Below are 20197 nucleotides of genomic sequence, written 5' to 3'. Positions count from 1 at the left end.
CCATGAAAGCAGTAGTTGTCTATGATACAGCCTTCGGAAACACCGAAAAGATTGCGCTCGCCATTGGCAAAGCCCTGGAAGAGAGGGCAGCGGTTAACGTTGTAAAGGCAGGCAACGCCCAACCAGAAGATCTAACCACTGCAGACCTTCTCATCGTTGGTTCACCCACGCAAAAGTTTCGGCCATTGCCTTCAGTTACAGCATTGTTACAAAAGATTGCCCCCAATGCATTAAAGAACGTGCGGGTTGCGGCTTTCGATACCCGTATCAGCCCTGAAGAAGTGGCCAGAGTGGTTATTCTGGCTTTCTTCGTGAAACTCTTTGGGTACGCCGCCGAGTTTATCGGTAAACAGCTGACGAAAAAAGGCGCTGAACTCCTCACCTCTCCTCAGGGGTTTTACGTACAGGGCACTCAGGGCCCGCTGCTGGAAGGTGAACTGGAACGCGCCGCAGCATGGGCAAAGCAAATCGCGGAGGGACTCGAATAACATCCCCCTCCGGGGGCACCCGACCTCACTCCCAATAAAAAAAGCCGGTTCACCGGCTCTATCGTGTGGGCGCGGAGCGACTCGAATAACATCCCCCTCCGGGGACACCCGACCTCACTCCCAAAAAAAAAAGCCGGTTCACCGGCTCTATCGTGTGTGGGCGCGGAGCGACTCGAATAACATCCCCCTCCGGGGGCACCCGACCTCACTCCCAATAAAAAAAGCCGGTTCACCGGCTCTATCGTGTGGGCGCGGAGCGACTCGAATAACATCCCCCTCCGGGGACACCCGACCTCACTCCCAATAAAAAAAGCCGGTTCACCGGCTCTATCGTGTGGGCGCGGAGCGACTCGAATAACATCCCCCTCCGGGGACACCCGACCTCACTCCCAATAAAAAAAGCCGGTTCACCGGCTCTATCGTGTGTGGGTGCAGAGCAACACGAATAACATCCCCCTCCGGGGACACCCGACCTCACTCCCAATAAAAAAAGCCGGTTCACCGGCTCTATCGTGTGGGTGCAGAGCGACTCGAATAACATCCCCCTCCGGGGACACCCGACCTCACTCCCAATAAAAAAAGCCGGTTCACCGGCTCTATCGTGTGGGCGCGGAGCGACTCGAATAACATCCCCCTCCGGGGACACCCGACCTCACTCCCAATAAAAAAGCCGGTTCACCGGCTCTATCGTGTGGGCGCGGAGGGACTCGAACCCCCGACCTCGTGTGTGTGATACACGCGCTCTAACCAGCTGAGCCACGCGCCCGTAACGTGTCTGGATTATAGCAGAACACCCGCTGCTTGACAAGGAATTTTTCTGCGTTCTCAACCTTCAAGGCGCTCAAAGCATGAGCCATCTTCTCATTCTCATAGCTCTACCCGAAACGCCCGGTTACATAATCGGACGTGCGCTGGTCTTTCGGGTTCACAAATAATTTCTTCCCCTCAGCATACTCAATTAATTCACCTTGCAGGAAGAACGCCGCATAATCAGCCATCCGTGCCGCCTGCTGAACGTTATGCGGCACCCAGACAATGGTGAATTCTTCTTTTATCTCATGCATCAGCCCTTCAATGCGCGCCGTAGACACCGGATCAAGCGCCGAAGTCGGCTCATCCAGCATGATCACCTCCGGCTCCAGGGCAAACACCCGGGCCAGGCAAAGCCGCTGTTGCTGTCCTCCTGAAATGGCAGTCGCCGGATCATGCAGACGATCATACACCTCATCCCACAGCACAGCTCGTTTTAGCGCCTTTTCCACTGCCTCATCCAGGCGGCTTTTTCGTTTTTCTCCCATCAATTCGAGGGGATAGCTCACGTTCTGATAAATGCTCATCGGCAAAACCACCGGGCGTGAGAAAACCATGCCGATTTTTCGGCGTAATTCCACCACATCAACTTTAGGGTCAAGGATATTCTGCCCGTTGAACAAAATCCGACCGCTGGTTTCCTTCACATCCGCCAGATCATTCAGACGATTAATCGCCCGCAACAGGGTAGATTTCCCCCCACCTGCTGGCCCGAACAGCACCGTTACTGCGTTGGCCGGAATGGAAAGGCTGATATTTCGCAGGCTTTCCACGCCATCCGAATAGCGAATACTGAAGTTCTCAATGACGATTTTATCCATAACTCACCACATTCGGCGCGCCCGTGCCCGTTGACGGATCAGCGTGGCAATCAGGTTCATTCCCAGCACAAATACCAGCAGCACCAGCACCGTGCCATATTGAATCTTCACCGGCATTCCCGGCACCTGGGTTGAAATAACAAAAATGTGATACGGAAGCGCCATGGTGGCATCCAGCGGCGATTGCGGCAGCCGGGGCAGGAAGAACGCCGCCCCGGTAAAAAGAATCGGAGCAGTTTCTCCGGCGGCACGTTCCAAACCCAGGATAACGCCGGTGACAATACCCGGCAGGGCTTGCGGCAGCACAATGCGCCAGACGGTCTGCCAGCGGGTAGCCCCAAGCCCAATACTCACCGTGCGAAAGGCCTGCGGCACACTACGGAGCGCCTCTTCTGCCGTTGAGATGATCACCGGTAGAGTCATGATCGAAAGCGTCAGCGAAGCCGCCAGAATACTCGTACCAAATCTGAGGAAAAGAACGAACAACCCCAGCCCGAACAACCCGTACACCACCGAAGGAATGCCCGCGAGGTTAATGATCGCAATCCGAATCAGGCGCGTCCAGAAGTTATCCGGCGCGTATTCGGCAATGTAAATAGCCGCTGCAATTCCCAGAGGAACCGAAAACACCGCCGTCCCCAGGGTGAGGTAAAAGGTGCCCACAATGGCCGGCAGAATGCCGCCCTCGCGCATTCCATCACGCGGCATCGAGGTTAGAAATTCCCAGCTAATCGCCGGAGCACCTTTGATCACGATATAAACAATAATCGCCAGCACCGGCAGGACGGTAGCAAAACTGACCAGGCGCAGTAAATTCTCGCCAATCAGCTCCTGGATTCGTGCAGAAGTGAGCGAACGCTTCATGTCCATTTAGGAAAGCACCCGTTCTGCGCGGGTACGCCCGCGTAAACTGACCGACGAAGCCACAATATTCACCACCAGCGAAATGACAAACAATACAATCCCGATGAAAAATAGCACCTGATAATGCGTGCTACCATTCGCCACTTCACCCATTTCAGACGCGATGGTGGCCGTCATCGTCCTCACCGGGGTAAACAGAAAATCCCAGCCAGAGGGCAGCACCGGTGCGTTTCCCGTCACCATCATGACCGCCATGGTCTCACCAATCGACCGGCCCACACCCAGCATCACCGCGGTAAGAATTCCCGAACGAGCCGCCGGAACAGTTACTCCCCAGATCACCTGCCAGCGGGTAGCTCCAAGCGCCAGCGCTGCCTGGCGGTAACCGGAAGGCACGGTGTTGAGTGCATCTTCGGTAATCGAAACAATAGTTGGCGTGGCTATGAGCGCAAGCAATACTGCCCCAGAAAAGGCCGAAAGCCCGGTGGGTAAATCGAGCAGGCGGCGTAAATAAGGTGCCGCCACCTGAATCCCCAGGAAACCCAGCACCACCGAAGGCAAACCGGCAAGGATCTCAATCAGCGGTTTGATGATTTGATTCATCCAGGGGGGAGCAATCTCCGAGAGGAACACACTCGTCCCCACCCCGAATGGAATCGCCAGAAGCAACGCGCCAACAGTAACCACCAGAGAGCCATAGATCAGCGGTAAGATCGAAAAATACCCCTCAATGGGGTACCAGCGTTCTCCCAAAATACTCGAAAGAGGCACATTTCGCAAGGCTGGCAGGCCTTCGCGCATCAGGAAGATGAAGATCAGGGTTACAAAGAGGATACTCGAATATCCCGATAACTTGATGATCAGATTGATCACCCATTCCTGAGTTCGCCGGGGGGATGAAACCAGAGTTGCGTCAGCCATGATTTTCCTTCACTCCTCGCTTCAGGACGGAATCTCCCGGTGCACTATTTTCGGGTAACCGATTGCCCAACAATGGGTACAAAGCCCAGTTTTAAAACGATCTTCTGGGCCTCAGATGATTTGATCCACCCCAGGTAATCCAGCACAGCCTGCCCCGCATCTCTCCTGGTATACATGTATAAATCTCGCGAAATGGGGTATTCCCCGTTATTGACCGTCTCCACAGAAGGTTTAATGTACGCTTCCCCGGCGCGCCGTGCCACAGCCACGACCTTGACCTCTGGAATGACATACCCCAGCCCATCATAACCAATCGCATTCGGGTTATCCATCACCTCAGAAATAATTCCTTCGGAAGAGGGCAGAAGTAAGGTATCCATAGAAAACAGGGCCTTGTTCTCTTTCTGGCCCAGGCGAAGGACCTCTTCTAAAAAGTAAACATGAGTGCCTGAATTGGTCTCCCGTGAAAGGCGTACAATCGGGCGGTCTTCACCTCCCACTTCCTTCCAGTTATTAATCGCCCCCTGATAAATCAACGAAATCTGCTCCAGCGTCAGCTGTTCAACCGGGTTTGCGGGGTTGACAATGACCGCTATGGCATCCCGTGCCACTACATGCTCTACCGGCTCTATGCCTTTGGCCTTGGCGGCAGCAATTTCTTCAGCTTTCATTGCTCTTGAGGCATTGGCAATATCTACCGTCCCATCAATCATGGCCGCGATACCGGTTCCAGAACCGCCCCCCGTCACCGAGATACGCACATCGGGATGCAGTTCTTGATAGCGCTCCGCCCAGGCCAGAGCGAGATTGACAATCGTATCCGACCCTTTGTTCTGGATATAAGCCGCGACCCTGGTTGGTTGAGCAGCAGGGGCAGAAGAAATACTCGATCCGGAGGCACATCCCCCCAGCAGGATGAGGATGACAGCAAACATGAAGCGCAGGAAAGGTTTCATCCAATTTTGATTATAACCGCGATTAAGGTTCGATTAACGGCGTTAACCGATTCTTAACCTCATCCTCCCCCCAGAGCCGGCCCCCCCTTTACTCACATCCCGGGCCCTGTGCCTGCATGGAAAATGGATTCACATTCCAGTGAGTCCCCTGCCCGGGTTTTCTGGCAGCACGGGCAGGCTCTGGTATAATTCAGGTTCGCATTAACGAGGAAAAAAGAATGGATATTGGCACGATTCAATCCGTAGATATCGACGAACAAATGCGCACGGCTTACCTTGATTACGCCATGAGCGTCATCGTAGCCCGTGCTTTGCCCGATGCCCGCGACGGCCTGAAGCCCGTCCACCGGCGCATCCTGTACGCCATGCACGACATGGGGATTCGTGCAAATTCAGCCTATAAGAAATCTGCCAGAATCGTGGGTGAGGTGCTCGGTAAGTATCACCCTCACGGCGATATGGCCGTATACGATGCCATGGCGCGCATGGCACAGGATTTCTCCATGCGCTACCCTCTGGTTGACGGGCAGGGCAACTTTGGCTCGATTGATGGCGATGCTCCCGCCGCGATGCGCTATACCGAGGCCCGCCTCAATGCCTTCTCAGAAGAATTGCTCGCCGACATTGACATGGATACCGTCGATTTCATCGACAACTTCGACGGTACCCTCAAAGAACCCGTCGTCCTGCCTTCACGCCTGCCTAATCTGCTGTTAAATGGGTCCTCAGGGATCGCTGTCGGCATGGCCACGAACATTCCTCCCCATAACCTCACCGAACTGGCCAGTGCGATTAACTACCTGATCGATCATTACGACACCATCGAGGATGTTACCGTTGAAGACCTCATGAATTTTGTCCCCGGTCCCGACTTTCCAACCGGTGGGATCATCGTCGGCAGGGAAGGCATCATCCAGGCTTACGGCAGTGGGCGCAGCCGACTTACAGTACGCGGTATGGCCCGCATCGAAGAGGTCAAAGGGGGACGGTACAACATCATCATCACCGAAATCCCCTACCAGATTAACAAAGCCGGCCTCATCGAACGCATTGCCGAACTGGTACGAGACGGCAAAATCGATCAAATCTCCGATCTGAGAGACGAATCAGACCGGCGGGGGATGAGCATCGTCATCGAACTCAAACGGGGGGCCCAGCCCCGGAAGGTGCTTAACCAGCTCTATAAATTCACCCCCCTGCAATCCACTTTCAGCGTACAAATGCTGGCCCTGGTGGATAACGAACCACGCCTTCTGCCCTTAAAACGGGCACTGCATTTGTTCATCGAGCATCGGCAGGTTGTGATTGAACGCCGTTCCCGTTTTGAGCTGGACAAGGCACGCGCACGCGCCCACATTCTGGAAGGGTTGCTCATCGCACTTTCCAACCTGGATGCCGTCATTCAAACCATCAGGCAATCGCCCGATGCCGAAACCGCCCGCGCTCGGCTTGTCGAACGGTTCAAGCTGACCGAGTTGCAGGCACAGGCCATCCTCGATATGCAATTACGCCGGCTGGCCGCCCTCGAACGCCAGAAAATTGACGAGGAGTACCAGGAAGTACGAAACAGAATCAGCTATCTGGAAGATTTGCTCGCCAGCCCGCAAAAAATCCTTGCCCTCATCAAGGATGAGATGCAAAAGCTCAGCGAGAAATACGGCGACCCCCGTCGGACGCGTATTGCCGCTGATGCCAGAGAAGATTTCTCAGAAGAAGATCTGGTCGCAGATGAACCGGTGCTCATCACCCTGACCGCGCGTGGTTACATCAAACGTGTAGACGCAACTGCTTACCGCTCACAAAACCGTGGAGGGCGGGGTGTTTCAGGGCAGGAAGTTCGGGAAGAAGATGAAGTCTCTCTCCTCCTTGCCGCCCGCACCCTTCATACCCTGCTCTTCTTCTCCGACCGTGGCAAGGTGTACTCCCTCAAAGCCCATCAGATCCCTGAAGCCAACCGCTCTGACCGGGGTATCCCGGCCATCAACGTATTGAATCTGGAAGGCAACGAACGTATCACCGCCGCAGTGGCTGTTCCAGATTTCGAGCGGGCCAGTTTCTGCACCATGGCCACCAGCCAGGGACGGATTAAACGTGTGGCTCTGAGCGAGTTCGCCAGCGTTCGTCCTTCCGGGCTGATCGCCATCACCCTCGAGGAAGGCGACCGGCTGGGCTGGGCCCGCCTCACTTCCGGGAACGACCACGTACTGCTGGTAACGGCTAACGGACAGGCCCTGCGCTTTGAAGAAAATCAGGTGCGGGTGATGGGGCGACAGGCCGCCGGAGTAACCGGCATCAGCCTGGAGAACGGCGACCGGGTTGCCTCGATGGAAATCGTCGAGCCCGGCGGCAACCTGCTGGTGGTCACTGAAAAAGGGTATGGCAAACAAACCCCCCTTGAAGAATATCCCCTGCGAAACCGCGCAGGCGGCGGAGTGATGACCATCAACCAGAAAGCATTGAAAGAAATCGGGCAAGTGGCCTCGGCCCGGGTAGTCCAACCTGCCGATGATATTGCCCTGATCAGTGCCAACGGCCAGACGGTGCGCCTCAAGGTCTCCCAAATACCGGTCACCGGGCGTGCCTCACGGGGAGTGCGCCTGATGGGCGTCGGCGATGGCGATTCCGTGGCTTCCATCGCCCGCCTCCCAACCGAGCAGTGAAAGGATAAGGGGAAACCCTCCCCTTTAGCCTCACCCGGGCCAGAAAATGCTATAAAATGGGTTCTACATAACCGGAATTGTCGAAAATTTGGCTTGCATGAATTTTTATTTCTTGCTATAATGCAAACACACCCGTTTATTCTCTATTTTTTTATAAATGAAGGCCAATCCTGGAGCTTTTCCGGAACAGTTGGGGGGCCTTGCTTCGATCCCAAATCGATTTATTTGCAATCCACTTTATCTTTTACACGCAGGAACGCGTATCTTTTCCATTCTGCTGGAGACCATTGAAAACTGCATATGATAAACATTCTGACGCTTGAAAACGAACCCCTGGCGAAACTCCGTCAAATGGGGGAAGAATTAAATATTCCCAACGCCCACCGTCTGAAAAAAGAAATCCTCATCCTGCGCATCCGGCAGGCAGAGGCCGAACGAGAAGGATTGGAAGTGCGCGGCGGAATTCTGGAGATTATGAATGAAGGGGTCGGTTTTCTCCGCACCGACTATCGCATTGGGCCCGATGATGTCTACGTTTCTCAGGCCCAGCTTCGCCGCTATGAACTGCGCAATGGCGACCTGGTCATCGGTCATGTTCGCCCCCCGCGCGAGTCCGAGCGCCACTACGGTTTAATCAAAGTTGAAAGCATTAACGGTTTAACCCCCGAAGAAGCCCGGCGCCGGCCTAACTTTGATGAGCTGACCCCCATTTTCCCCAACAAACGCTTTGACCTCGAGACCGATCGATCCATCCTCGCCACCCGCATGATCAACCTGATCGCCCCCATAGGGCGCGGACAGCGCGGGATGATCGTCTCTCCCCCCAAGGCCGGGAAAACCACCATCCTGAAGCAGGTGGCAAACGCCATCTCACAAAACTATCCCGATGTTCATCTCATCATCGCCCTCATTGGCGAGCGTCCTGAAGAAGTAACCGATATGGATCGCTCGGTAGACGGCGAGGTGGTGGCCTCAACTTTCGATGAACCGGTCACCAGCCACGTCCGCACTGCCGAGATCACCCTTGAACGTGCCAAACGCCTGGTGGAAGTGGGCCGCGATGTGGTCATTTTGATGGACTCGCTCACCCGGCTGGCGCGCGCTTATAACCTGGTGGTCAACCCCTCCGGGCGCACCCTCTCAGGCGGCATGGATCCATCAGCGCTTTATCCGCCCAAACGCTTTTTTGGCGCGGCGCGCAACCTGGAAGAAGGCGGTTCCCTCACCATCATTGCCACTGCCCTGGTAGATACCGGTTCCCGGCTGGACGATGTGGTCTACGAAGAATTTAAAGGTACCGGTAACATGGAGTTGCACCTTTCAAGGCGGCTCCAGGAACGGCGGATTTTCCCCGCCATCGACATCGAGCGCTCCTCTACCCGCCGTGAAGACCTCCTCCTCGGCCCGGATATTCTCCAGCGCGTCTGGTTGATGCGGCGCATGTACCTTCAGATGGTCGGTACCCCACCCCAGGGCGCCGGGATGGATCCTGCGGTGGCCACCGAGGCCATTCTGCAGCGCATGATGCGCACCCGCAACAACCTGGAATTCCTGGAAAATCTCACGGAGGATATGTGATTCGCAAAACCAGTGCGGCATCCTCCACCCCACAGGTAGAGAAGAAAGCCGTAGCCTCTCATCCTGGTCTCCCCTGGGTTATTCTGGCCTGGGTTGGAGCTTTCCTCATGCTAAGCTGGCTTGGGTATGTGATTGCCCTGCGTGCCGGTGTGGTGCAGGCCGCTCAAGAGTCTTCCGAAACACGCTCCCGGCTTTCCGAGATCATTCCCCCTGACGCCGGAAACAGCGCCCCACTCCCCGACCTGACTTTTGCCCTGCCCGTGCAGGCCGTGGCTCGCAACACTTCCCTGCACACCATCATTCCCGATCGCCCGCGCACCTCGGCAGAGAAATACACCGTTGAGGCCGGTGATTCGGTGTTCAGCATCGCCCAGGCTTACAAGCTCAAGCCAGAAACAGTGCTGTGGGCCAACTACGACCTGCTCAATGACAACCCCAACATGCTTTCGATTGGTCAGGAATTAAAAATCCCCGCCACCGATGGCGTGCTTTACACCGTCAAAGAGGGCGACACAGTGGAAAGCGTTGCCCGGCAGTTCAAGGCCCAGCCCGAAGACATCATCAGCTGGCCAGGGAACCATATTGACATCGCCGATCCAAAACTGGTGCCCGGGAAGGAAATTATGATTCCCGGCGGTCAGCGCGAAATGCGCTCCTGGGTGGTGCCCACCATCTGGCGTGCCAACGCCGGAGCCAACAAAACCATCAATGCCGCCTGCGATACCAGTGGCGCCTCGGCTTACGGTACCGGCTACTTCATGTGGCCCACCGATAATCATTCCATTTCCGGCAATACCTTCTGGTCCGGGCACCTTGGAATCGACATCGCCGCCGCCACCGGAGCCCCCGTCTATGCGGCAGATAGCGGCGTGGTGGTCTACGCCGGACCCATCGGAGGTGGCTACGGATTGATGGTGATGATTGATCATGGCAATGGCTTCCATACCCTCTATGCGCACAACAGCCAGATTTTGACACGGTGCGGCGCTAACGTTTCCAAGGGACAGGTGATTGCCTACGCCGGTAGCACCGGAAACAGCACCGGCCCTCACCTGCACTTCGAAATCCGGTACATGGGCGCATTTGTCAACCCGCTGGATTATCTCCAGTAACCCCATTTATCCCCACCAATCGACTCGATATATGAATCCCCCGCCATTTTCTCTGGCGGGGGATCGATTCGAGGGGGTCAGGGGCTCCCACCTCCCGGTAATCATGGTGCAGGATTTTTCCAATACGACATCTCATCGACCTGGATCAGGAATTTTTCCGTAGGCCCGGCGCCCACAAACACTCCGAAGTAACCACTCGTCCAGGTGCCATCGGTCACCTCGCCAAGAAGTTGTCCGTTCGCATACATCACCAGCTTGCTCCCAATCATTAACAAACCCATGCGGTTGACCTGGTTAGAGCCAGCCAGGATAGCCTCTGATTTGGTCCAGTCCTTAAGACGGGTCATTGTGCCCTTGGCCCCCTCCGTACCATCCCACTTTCGCAGTGAATAGCGTCCATCACAGGTAAAGGCGAAGAGGTAGCCACGATCAGCATCCTTGAGCACAGGCACCCGGGCGATCAATCCATACTGATCGCTCCCACTGCATCCCGAGGTTTTAAAAGTTGCCTCCAGGTAAAGGTTGCCCAGCTCGGTACCTTCGGGGTTGGCCAGCCGCCATCCCAGTTTATCGGTAAGCGCTGTAAGATTAAGAAATCCCCCCGAAAAACTGACCGAGGTGAAATCATTCGCCCCGGTTGGCCAAACCCAGGCAGTGGCATCATTCATCGGGTCAGTTGAAGTGGGGCTTCCCAGCCGTCCCCGGGGATCACCCGGAACCACGGTGAAAACCGGGCCCGGCGTGGCCGTGGCTGGCGGCGGTGACGCGGTAAAGGTCGGGGTTGGCTGAGCCGTCTCCGGCTCCGAGGTTGGTGAGGGGGGTGGAGTTTCGGTCGGGAAGGACGCCTCGCTCGTGGCTGTTACCAGCAACGGTTCCGGGGTGCTGGTGGGAGGCAGGGGAAGACTCTCGGTCGCGGTGGGCATGGCCGTGAGCATCATGGCCAGCTGAGTTTGCATCTCGGCGTCCGAGAGGGTCGGTTGTGCTTCGGTTGGCCTGGCCCCGCTGGAGGGCAACACACATCCCGCCAGCCAGAGCGGCACGAAAAAGATCAGGAAAAGTTTCTTCATCCACTACTCCTCAAGGTGCAACCGGGCGACAGAGATCGCTCCAGTATATTGGACGTCGAATGTGGTGAATCGGTTCCCGTGCACACCCCCGTTTTTACCGTAGTAGATAGAATCAGTATACCCGAATCGGCACCACAATAGAAGCCCCTATTTTCTTGCAAGTTTTACAGCTGTTGTCCCCTGTTCACGCCTTATAGCCAATTGCCCTCAGGAAACCCTTGCGCCAGGCAATATCTTCCTCACCTTCAATCCCCAGAGGGCTGAACCCATCGATGACACCCAGGATTCCACGCCCCTCCCCTTCCTGAGCCACAATCACCGAGGTTGGGTTGGCCGTGGCACAAAAGATACGGCAGACCTCCGGTACATTTTGCACAGCTTTTAAGACGTTCAGGGGGTAAAACCCCTCACCCAGGAAAAGAATAAAGCTGTGTCCAGCTCCAATAGCCCGGGCATTTTTCTGGGCCAGGGCGATCATTTCTTGGTTGGTTCCACTCCAGCGAATCAAGCGTTTCCCGGAAGCCTCGCAAAAGGCCAGCCCGAATTGAATCCCCGGCACACTGGATACCAGTGCTTCATGCAGATCTTCAACCGTTTTTATGAAGTGCGACTGCCCGAGGATGAAGTTGATGGCTTCCGGTTTCTCGATGGGAACAAGATGAATTTCCATAAATTAACCTCCCAAATAGAAAAATCCGCTCTTCCCGCCTCTCAGGATGAATCCCACGCGTATTGTACACGGAAGCCTTCCTTACGACAACTCACCGATTCCCCGGTTAAAAATTACAATTCACCCACAACTTTTCTACTGGTATTGTATTGGCGCCCTGCCCCTATTAAGATGGAGCCTGTGAAATCAAGTGAGTTTCCGTTTTTAGCGGACTGGTTTGCCATCACCTACCGCTGGTTGATCGTGCTCAGCCTGGCGGTTTTACTCGTTTCTACCCGCCACCTCAATGCACCCGCCATGGTTGCCCTGGCCCTCCCCACCCTCTGGAATCTGGTGATGACGGTTTTGGCTGCCTTTAACCGCCGCATGAATGCCCATCGAGCCATCAACTTTGGGGCTGATCTTCTTTTTTCTCTGATGATTTTTGTGGTCAGCGGGAATCTCAGCGGGCCGGCACAATGGGCAGGGGTACTGAGTATTGCTCCCGCTTCCATTTTCTACGAAATCCGGGGGGCATCGCTTGCCGCCGTACTCATCACCCTGCTGGAAGGTGCCACGGTGTACTTTCTGGAGCCGGCCTTATTCGCGCCTCAGCCACTGGCTATCCTCACCGGGATCAATCTATCGGTAGGGCTGACCATGGGGCTGCTCAGCCTGCCTTTGATTCGGCGCTTGCGCGATACATACCGCAACCTGGTGCAAAACCGCCGCGAACACGAACAGCGCATCCAAATGCGAGAGCGCGAACGCATGAAAGCTCTCTTCGATATGATCGCTACATTCAGCGCCACTCTGAATTACAAAACCGCACTCGAGGCTGCTCTTAATTCATCCGTTTCAACCATGGCGCTTTCTCCGGAAGACAGCGATTCGTTGCTCGCGGCCTTTTTCCTCTTCGACCACTCTCACCTGCGCTACATCGTCGGCAGGGGCTTCCCTGCCCGCGACCAGAACGTTCCGCTCCCGGCCCAGAGCGGCATCCTCGGAGAAGCACTTCGTTCCGGTGAGCATCGCCTTGTGGTCAGCGATACCTGCAATGATCCGGAGCTGTGCAAGCTCATCGCCCTGCATTCCTGCCGGTCAGTGCTGGTGCTCCCGTTGATCCGTGGAATGAATGCCTACGGCGTGCTCCTCTATGCCCATCCTTCCCCCACCTTCTTCGACGAAGAAAAAGTCGAATGGTTGTTAACCATCTCTAACCAGGCCGTCATCGCCATCCAGAATGCGAGACTCTTCCAGGATCTCGCTGAAGAAAAAGAGCGCATTGTACAGTCTCAGGAAGAAGCGCAGAAAAAACTCGCCCGAGATCTGCATGATGGCCCAACGCAATCGATCTCTGCCATTGCCATGCGCCTCAGCATCGCCCGCCGCATGTTTGAACAAAGCCCGCGCTCGGCCATGGAAGAGCTGGCAAAGATCGAAGAACTTGCCCGGCGCACCACGCAGGAAATTCGACACATGCTCTTCACCCTTCGCCCTCTGGTGCTTGAAAGCGAGGGGCTCATCGCCGCCCTGCAAACCATGGCAGAAAAAATGCGCGACGTATACCAGCAAAACGTCATCCTGGATGTTGACCCCGCAGTGGTGGCCGCTCTGGACCCGAATCAACAAACGGTGGTGTTTTACCTGGTCGAAGAGGCGGTCAACAACGCACGGAAGCACGCCGAAGCTACCCGCATCCAGGTTTTATTGAAATTCATCACCGGCGACCGCTCCATGGCTGGCCTGGAAATCAGCGACAATGGGCGCGGATTTGATGTGGCCGCAGTCATGGGTAATTATGAACAGCGCGGTAGCCTGGGAATGATCAACCTGCAGGAAAGGGCAGACCTCATCAATGGATTGCTAAAAGTAGACTCGGCCCCCGGTAAGGGCACACGCATCCGTGTCTACATTCCTCTTACCGAGGCCGCACTCGACCGTCTGCATCAGAGAGCCCCTAAATAAGCACAACCTTACCCACCGCCTAGACGCCGGAGAATCGGTAAAGCCGCCCGCACAGCCAGCGCGCGGTGGCTGATCTGGTTTTTCTCAGCGCTGCTTAACTCGGCCATCGTGAGGCCGCGTTCTGGTAAAAGAAAAATGGGGTCGTAACCAAAGCCATTGGTTCCTCGTTCTTCAGGAACGATCTCTCCCGGGCAGTCTCCTTCCGTCAGATACAGTGTTCCGTCTGGCCCGGCAATGGCCACCGTGCAATGGAAGTGCGCCCGCCATGGCCGGGGAAACCCGCGCAGGTTGGCGAGGAGCAACGCCCGGCGGTCAGCATCCGTTGCACCGGGCAGTGGAGAATAACGTGCCGAATGCAACCCGGGAGCTCCTCCTAAAACATCCACTTCTAACCCTGAGTCATCCGCCAGAGTTACCAGGCCCGAAGCGCGCCAGTAGGCCAGTGCCTTTTTAACGGCGTTTTCTGCATAGGTTTGCCCATCTTCCACAACCTTCAAATCCAGACCAAGGTCTTGCGGTAATAACCAGTGAAAAGATTCATCGGCAAGAATTTCTTGAATTTCACGCAATTTTCCGGGATTACCCGAAGCAATTAAAACCTGCATCGCCCCATCCTTTGAACACCAATGTTAATATTTATGACATTATTCATATAAACTTGACTTGTCCGAACTGACGTGCTATAATGACAACATCTCATTGTATTCTACCCGATAGATTCTATTACTGTGAACATTCCGCGTCATCCACTGCGCATCAATGTTGGGTTTCTCCTTAATGCTCCCATCGGTTATAGCCGAGATATCCACTTCGATTATCCTCAAATCCGCCTGGAAGATGAATATTTTACCCGCTTCACGGGGATGGTGCGGGTCAATCGTACCCCACAGGGAATTTTAGTCCAGAGTGACTTTCTGGCTTTCCATACTGTAGAATGTGTGCGTTGTCTTGAGGAATTTGCGCAGGAATTGCACTGTGAGTTCAGTGAATTGTATGCCTTCAACCGGCGCTCAACGACCGAATCCAACCTGGTTTTACGTGAAGACGGAAACATTGACCTCGAATCGCTGGCGCGGGAATATTTACTCATCGAAATCCCTATTTCTCCACTCTGCCGACCCGACTGCCTGGGCCTGTGCCCGGAGTGCGGTCAAAATCTCAACCTTGGAATTTGCGAACACAGTGTTCGCGTGACTGATTAGCCCGTTGCACCGCATTGGTTCTCTGGTTCTTTTCTTGATGGGTTATGTGAACGATCAACTTATTGATAGACCGGAAACGATTACGATCTACCGGAATCTGTCATATCAGGAGGGTGCGCGTGACGAATCCGGGAAGGCATAAACGCAATACCGAAATCCTGAATATGCTCCTCGAAAAAGCAGATATTCAGGGTTATTTAACCACGGAAGATCTCATGGAGATCTGCCCCAACGTCACCGATGATCGAGAACGCTTTGAGGCTATTCTTATGGCCCTGCGCCGGCGTGGGGTAGATATCCTCGACCACGATGAGAGCGACCCTATTCTGGATGAGATCGATGACAATATCACCGGCGAGCTAAGCCCTCCAATGGATCTCAGTCGCATTTCCAGTGACGATACTGTTGGGCTTTATCTCAAAGAAATGTCTCGGGTGCCTCTTCTCTCAAGCGAAGAAGAGCTGGAATTGGCCCAGCGCATTGAAAGAGGGCGGACAGCACGTAAGGAATTATCCCGCTCTAACGGGAACACCTCCCCGGCGCGCAGAATGGAGCTTGAAAACCTGATTAACGATGGGCTGGCTGCACGGGAACATCTGATCAAAGCCAATACCCGCCTTGTCGTCAGCATTGCCAAACGCTACATCGGCCGGGGCGTGCCCTTCCTCGATCTCATTCAAGAAGGCAACCTCGGGTTGATGAAAGCCGTAGAAAAATACGAATACCAGCGCGGTTTTCGCTTCTCCACCTATGCTACCTGGTGGATTCGCCAGACTATCACCCGCTCCATTGCCGACCAGGGACGCACCATCCGTGTGCCGGTACACATGGTAGATCGCATCCGCCAGCTATACCGCACCACACATGAGATGGAGCAAAAGCTGGGCCGCACCCCAACCAACGACGAGCTCGCCGCCGCGATTGGCATCAAACCCAACAAAGTGGATTGGATGTTGCGCGTCAGCTGGCTTCCCCTCTCGCTCGAAAGCCCCATCAATGACGATGAAGAAGACTCTGAACTGGGCATGTTCGTCGAAGATCAGGTGACCCCTTCCCCCATTCAGAGTACCTACTCCAGCCTGCTCCGTGAGAAGGTACAGGAAGTGTTGGAAACCCTTCCCCCACGCGAGGCCCGCATTTTACGCTTACGCTTTGGGCTGGAGAATGGCCGGGCCTATACCCTGGAAGAGGTTGGCCAGAAATTTGGCCTCACCCGCGAACGTATTCGGCAAATTGAGAGCAAGGCCCTCCGTCGATTGCGTCACCCTCGCCGCGCCCGCCAACTCAAGGATTACTTATAAAGGAACGGCTGGCACACATTTTACCAGCCAGAAAGGGGGGAGCATGTCCGACTTATCCATGGCCATCACCCTGCTCGAACAGGGGCAGCGTGAAGAGGCAGTTCGTGAACTGGAAGCCATCCTCCGCCGGGATATTGATAACATTGCCGCCTGGCGTTTACTGGCCCACGCACTGGATGATCCGCGCGAGGTTAAGGAATGTTACGAGCACGTCTTGCGCCTCAATCCGTATGACCCCGAAGCCATCGAAGCCCTGCGGAACGTTGAAGTGCCTGAGCCGACTTCCGGGGTTCCTCCTTTCTTTAGCGAAGACCTTGTCGAACTGGAGTCTCTTCCTGCAGAACCCTCATCCGAACCCCCGCTGGCCGATGCAATCTCCAACCTGCTCCCCGAAGATGAATCTGAGCCCGAGAGTGCCCCTGCTTCTCCACGGGGATGGTTTGAAAATGATACCCTTTTCTTTTTACTCATCCTGGCTGTGATCGGCATCCTTGTGGTCATTGTTCTTCTGGTTACCACACCGCAGGGAGTGGCCTTCCTTCAATCCATCCTGAACCTCTTCAAAGATTGAATTTCCGGGCGGTCTATGCTATGATTGAGGCCAGGAAAACCGTAACCATGAAACGCCTGATGATGAGCATGTCGATGTTGAGCATGCGCGGGAGGTTCTTCTCACCGCCACGTCAGGGTTTCTGAATTCCATGTCATTCAGCCCGGCTGGCGGAAAGCCAGCCGGCTTTCTATTAATCCTATCATCCTTCGAGGTTTCGACATGACCGCTCCAGAAAATATCCTGATTGCCATCGCGTGGCCTTATGCAAACGCCGAAATCCATGTAGGGAACATCACCGGCTCTCATCTGCCGGGAGATATTGTTGCCCGTTATCATCGCCTGAAAGGCAACCGTGTGCTCATGGTTTCAGGCACCGACTCGCACGGCACACCGGTAACCCTCCGTGCCGATAGCGAAGGCCTGCCGGTAGAACAGGTATATAAGCGTTTTCATGAAGGGTTCCTTGATCTCTTTCAACAGCTGGGGATTCACTACGACCTGTTTACCTCCACCCACACCGCCAACCATTTTAAAGTCTCTCAGACAATCTTCCTGGCACTGCTTAAAAATGGTTTTCTGTATACCGAAACCCGCCCCCAGTGGTATTCTCCTTCTGCCGGGCGTTTTCTCCCCGACCGTTACGTGGAAGGCACCTGCTACATTTGCGGCTTCGAAGGGGCACGCAGCGATCAGTGCGACCGATGCGGGAATGTCCTCGAGCCGGAGAAACTCATCAACCCTCGTTCCAAAGTGGATGGATCCACCCCCGAATTACGCGAGACCGAACATTTCTATATGGACCTCTCCAAATTAGAGCCGGAAGTGGTCGCTTTTCTAAAAGAACGGCAGCACTATATGCGTGAAACGGTGGTCGGACAGGCTCTCGGCCAGATTGAAAGCGAAGGTCTGAAACCCCGCCCCATTACCCGTGATCTCGACTGGGGCATTCCTGTGCCCGTTGAAGGGTGGGATGGTAAAAAGCTTTACGTATGGTTCGAGGCCGTCATCGGTTATCTCAGCGCGGCTATCGAGTGGGCCGCCATCACCGGCCAGAAAGACGCCTGGCAGGACTGGTGGACCAATCCCGCCGCCCGATCCTTCTATTTCATCGGAAAGGACAACATCTTCTTCCATACCGCCATGTGGCCTGCCGAGCTGATGGGAGCCGGGGAGCAGTTCATGGAACTCTTTACCGGCGAGAGCGGAAAACGCCTGACCCTCCCTTACGATGTGCCGGCCAATCAATTTATGAATCTGGAAGGGCAGAAAATTTCTGGCAGCCGCAACTGGGCCGTCTGGGGACGCGATTTTCTTTCACGTTACGATCCTGACCCTCTGCGCTATTACCTCACGGTGACCATGCCGGAATACCGCGATACCGACTGGGACTGGGAAGATTTTCTACACCGCAACAACGATGAACTGGTAGGCACATGGGGCAACCTGGCCAACCGGGTGCTTTCTTTTGCCGTGCGCAACTTTGAGGGCCGCGTTCCCGATCCCGGCCCCCTCACCCCGCAGGATGAAGAAATCATCCGGGTAGTAGAAGGTGGATTTGCCACCGTCGGTGCCGAACTGGAAGCTGTACATCTGCGCAACGCCCTGGGAGAAGCCATGCGCCTGGCCACCGAAGTGAATCGTTATCTCGATCAAACTGCGCCGTGGAAGACGATCAAAACCGATCGCCAGGCCGCGGCCCGCTCCGTGTACACCGCCCTGCGTTGCATCGATAATCTCTCCATTTTGCTGGCACCCTTCCTGCCGCATAGCAGCGAAAAATTACACGCCTATTTCGGTTATGAGAAACCCTTGTTTGGCCAGCAGGGAGTGGAAGAAATTCAGGACGAGTTAGGCTCTCACAAAGGCCTTCGTTACTACCCGGCCAATGCCAGCGGACGTTGGGAGCCTTCTTCCCTGGAAGCCGGGCGTACGCTTGTCCAGCCGCAGCCATTGTTCAAAAAGCTCGACCCCTCCATCGTCGAAGAGGAGCGTTCCCGCCTGGGCCGACCCGCCTGATTCCTCCGACCCTTTCAACGCCAGGCCACCGGGTGCAACAGCTCCCAGGTCACGCCGCCATTGCGTGAAACGGTGGTCGGACAGGCTCTCGGCCAGATTGAAAGCGAAGGTCTGAAACCCCGCCCCATTACCCGTGATCTCGACTGGGGCATTCCTGTGCCCGTTGAAGGGTGGGATGGTAAAAAGCTTTACGTATGGTTCGAGGCCGTCATCGGTTATCTCAGCGCGGCTATCGAGTGGGCCGCCATCACCGGCCAGAAAGACGCCTGGCAGGACTGGTGGACCAATCCCGCCGCCCGATCCTTCTATTTCATCGGAAAGGACAACATCTTCTTCCATACCGCCATGTGGCCTGCCGAGCTGATGGGAGCCGGGGAGCAGTTCATGGAACTCTTTACCGGCGAGAGCGGAAAACGCCTGACCCTCCCTTACGATGTGCCGGCCAATCAATTTATGAATCTGGAAGGGCAGAAAATTTCTGGCAGCCGCAACTGGGCCGTCTGGGGACGCGATTTTCTTTCACGTTACGATCCTGACCCTCTGCGCTATTACCTCACGGTGACCATGCCGGAATACCGCGATACCGACTGGGACTGGGAAGATTTTCTACACCGCAACAACGATGAACTGGTAGGCACATGGGGCAACCTGGCCAACCGGGTGCTTTCTTTTGCCGTGCGCAACTTTGAGGGCCGCGTTCCCGATCCCGGCCCCCTCACCCCGCAGGATGAAGAAATCATCCGGGTAGTAGAAGGTGGATTTGCCACCGTCGGTGCCGAACTGGAAGCTGTACATCTGCGCAACGCCCTGGGAGAAGCCATGCGCCTGGCCACCGAAGTGAATCGTTATCTCGATCAAACTGCGCCGTGGAAGACGATCAAAACCGATCGCCAGGCCGCGGCCCGCTCCGTGTACACCGCCCTGCGTTGCATCGATAATCTCTCCATTTTGCTGGCACCCTTCCTGCCGCATAGCAGCGAAAAATTACACGCCTATTTCGGTTATGAGAAACCCTTGTTTGGCCAGCAGGGAGTGGAAGAAATTCAGGACGAGTTAGGCTCTCACAAAGGCCTTCGTTACTACCCGGCCAATGCCAGCGGACGTTGGGAGCCTTCTTCCCTGGAAGCCGGGCGTACGCTTGTCCAGCCGCAGCCATTGTTCAAAAAGCTCGACCCCTCCATCGTCGAAGAGGAGCGTTCCCGCCTGGGCCGACCCGCCTGATTCCTCCGAC

The 20197-nt window shown here is 55.3% G+C and carries 17 protein-coding genes and 1 tRNA gene; 10 read left to right on the top strand and 8 right to left on the bottom strand.

Annotation, left to right across the window (positions count from 1 at the left end; genetic code table 11):
• Positions 1-2: 2 nt before the first annotated feature.
• The gene (locus tag ATHL_RS02165) at positions 3-488 is read left to right on the top strand and encodes a flavodoxin family protein (protein ID WP_062189296.1); all 486 of its coding nucleotides are present in this window, start codon (positions 3-5) and stop codon (positions 486-488) included.
• 692 nt (positions 489-1180) lie between these two features.
• Here ATHL_RS02165 and ATHL_RS02160 read toward each other — a convergent pair.
• From ATHL_RS02160 to ATHL_RS02140, 5 genes are all read right to left on the bottom strand, one after another.
• Positions 1181-1254: transfer RNA gene (locus tag ATHL_RS02160), tRNA-Val, on the bottom strand.
• A 109-nt stretch (positions 1255-1363) separates the two neighbouring features.
• Complete coding sequence (locus ATHL_RS02155) at positions 1364-2119, bottom strand: phosphate ABC transporter ATP-binding protein (protein WP_062189295.1); 756 nt, start codon at positions 2117-2119, stop codon at positions 1364-1366.
• Positions 2120-2122: 3 nt separating this feature from the next.
• Positions 2123-2983 (bottom strand): phosphate ABC transporter permease PstA, encoded by an 861-nt coding sequence (pstA, locus tag ATHL_RS02150; RefSeq protein WP_062189340.1) that lies wholly within the window; start codon positions 2981-2983, stop codon positions 2123-2125.
• Positions 2984-2989: 6 nt separating this feature from the next.
• A complete protein-coding gene (gene pstC, locus ATHL_RS02145) occupies positions 2990-3904 on the bottom strand; it encodes a phosphate ABC transporter permease subunit PstC (protein ID WP_062189293.1) in 915 nt (304 codons plus the stop codon).
• A 44-nt stretch (positions 3905-3948) separates the two neighbouring features.
• Positions 3949-4860 (bottom strand): phosphate ABC transporter substrate-binding protein, encoded by a 912-nt coding sequence (locus tag ATHL_RS02140; protein ID WP_062189290.1) that lies wholly within the window; start codon positions 4858-4860, stop codon positions 3949-3951.
• Between the two features lie 218 nt (positions 4861-5078).
• Here ATHL_RS02140 and gyrA point away from each other — a divergent pair, with 218 nt between their 5' ends.
• From gyrA to ATHL_RS02125, 3 genes are all read left to right on the top strand, one after another.
• The gene (gyrA, locus tag ATHL_RS02135) at positions 5079-7520 is read left to right on the top strand and encodes a DNA gyrase subunit A (protein ID WP_062189289.1); all 2442 of its coding nucleotides are present in this window, start codon (positions 5079-5081) and stop codon (positions 7518-7520) included.
• A gap of 300 nt (positions 7521-7820) precedes the next feature.
• On the top strand, positions 7821-9098 hold the full coding sequence (gene rho / locus ATHL_RS02130) for a transcription termination factor Rho (RefSeq protein WP_062189287.1): 1278 nt from the start codon (positions 7821-7823) through the stop codon (positions 9096-9098).
• Positions 9095-10210, top strand: a complete 1116-nt coding sequence (locus tag ATHL_RS02125; protein ID WP_062189285.1) for a peptidoglycan DD-metalloendopeptidase family protein — start codon at positions 9095-9097, stop codon at positions 10208-10210. Before rho ends, ATHL_RS02125 begins: the two co-directional genes overlap by 4 nt.
• 101 nt (positions 10211-10311) lie before the next feature.
• On the opposite strand, the gene ATHL_RS02120 is transcribed toward ATHL_RS02125, so the two are convergent.
• Together ATHL_RS02120 and ATHL_RS02115 are read right to left on the bottom strand one after the other, a co-directional pair.
• Complete coding sequence (locus tag ATHL_RS02120) at positions 10312-11277, bottom strand: hypothetical protein (RefSeq protein ID WP_062189283.1); 966 nt, start codon at positions 11275-11277, stop codon at positions 10312-10314.
• Between the two features lie 184 nt (positions 11278-11461).
• Positions 11462-11947 carry an adenosine-specific kinase gene (locus ATHL_RS02115; RefSeq protein WP_062189281.1) on the bottom strand — a complete coding sequence of 162 codons (486 nt, stop codon included), beginning with the start codon at positions 11945-11947 and terminating at the stop codon, positions 11462-11464.
• Positions 11948-12127: 180 nt separating this feature from the next.
• Here ATHL_RS02115 and ATHL_RS02110 point away from each other — a divergent pair, with 180 nt between their 5' ends.
• Entirely contained in the window at positions 12128-13894 is a 1767-nt protein-coding gene (locus ATHL_RS02110) for a GAF domain-containing sensor histidine kinase (protein ID WP_062189279.1), read from the top strand.
• 8 nt (positions 13895-13902) lie between these two features.
• Here the strand turns inward: ATHL_RS02110 and rdgB are convergent, their stop codons facing one another.
• The gene (gene rdgB / locus ATHL_RS02105; RefSeq protein ID WP_062189277.1) at positions 13903-14499 is read right to left on the bottom strand and encodes an RdgB/HAM1 family non-canonical purine NTP pyrophosphatase; all 597 of its coding nucleotides are present in this window, start codon (positions 14497-14499) and stop codon (positions 13903-13905) included.
• A gap of 123 nt (positions 14500-14622) precedes the next feature.
• Between rdgB and ATHL_RS02100 the strand changes: the two genes are divergently transcribed.
• From ATHL_RS02100 to ATHL_RS02080, 5 genes are all read left to right on the top strand, one after another.
• Entirely contained in the window at positions 14623-15096 is a 474-nt protein-coding gene (locus ATHL_RS02100; protein WP_062189275.1) for a YceD family protein, read from the top strand.
• 119 nt (positions 15097-15215) lie between these two features.
• Positions 15216-16397, top strand: coding sequence for a sigma-70 family RNA polymerase sigma factor (locus ATHL_RS02095; RefSeq protein WP_062189273.1), 1182 nt, complete (start codon positions 15216-15218; stop codon positions 16395-16397).
• Between the two features lie 43 nt (positions 16398-16440).
• The gene (locus ATHL_RS02090) at positions 16441-16968 is read left to right on the top strand and encodes a tetratricopeptide repeat protein (RefSeq protein ID WP_062189271.1); all 528 of its coding nucleotides are present in this window, start codon (positions 16441-16443) and stop codon (positions 16966-16968) included.
• A gap of 201 nt (positions 16969-17169) precedes the next feature.
• Complete coding sequence (gene metG / locus ATHL_RS02085) at positions 17170-18966, top strand: methionine--tRNA ligase (RefSeq protein ID WP_062189269.1); 1797 nt, start codon at positions 17170-17172, stop codon at positions 18964-18966.
• A 60-nt stretch (positions 18967-19026) separates the two neighbouring features.
• A complete protein-coding gene (locus ATHL_RS02080; RefSeq protein ID WP_062189267.1) occupies positions 19027-20187 on the top strand; it encodes a methionine--tRNA ligase in 1161 nt (386 codons plus the stop codon).
• Positions 20188-20197: the final 10 nt, after the last annotated feature.

Source organism: Anaerolinea thermolimosa, from assembly GCF_001050195.2.
Taxonomy (GTDB): Bacteria; Chloroflexota; Anaerolineae; order Anaerolineales; family Anaerolineaceae; genus Anaerolinea; species Anaerolinea thermolimosa.
Note: the sequence above shows the minus strand (reverse complement) of the source record. Positions and strands in the feature narration are given on the sequence as shown.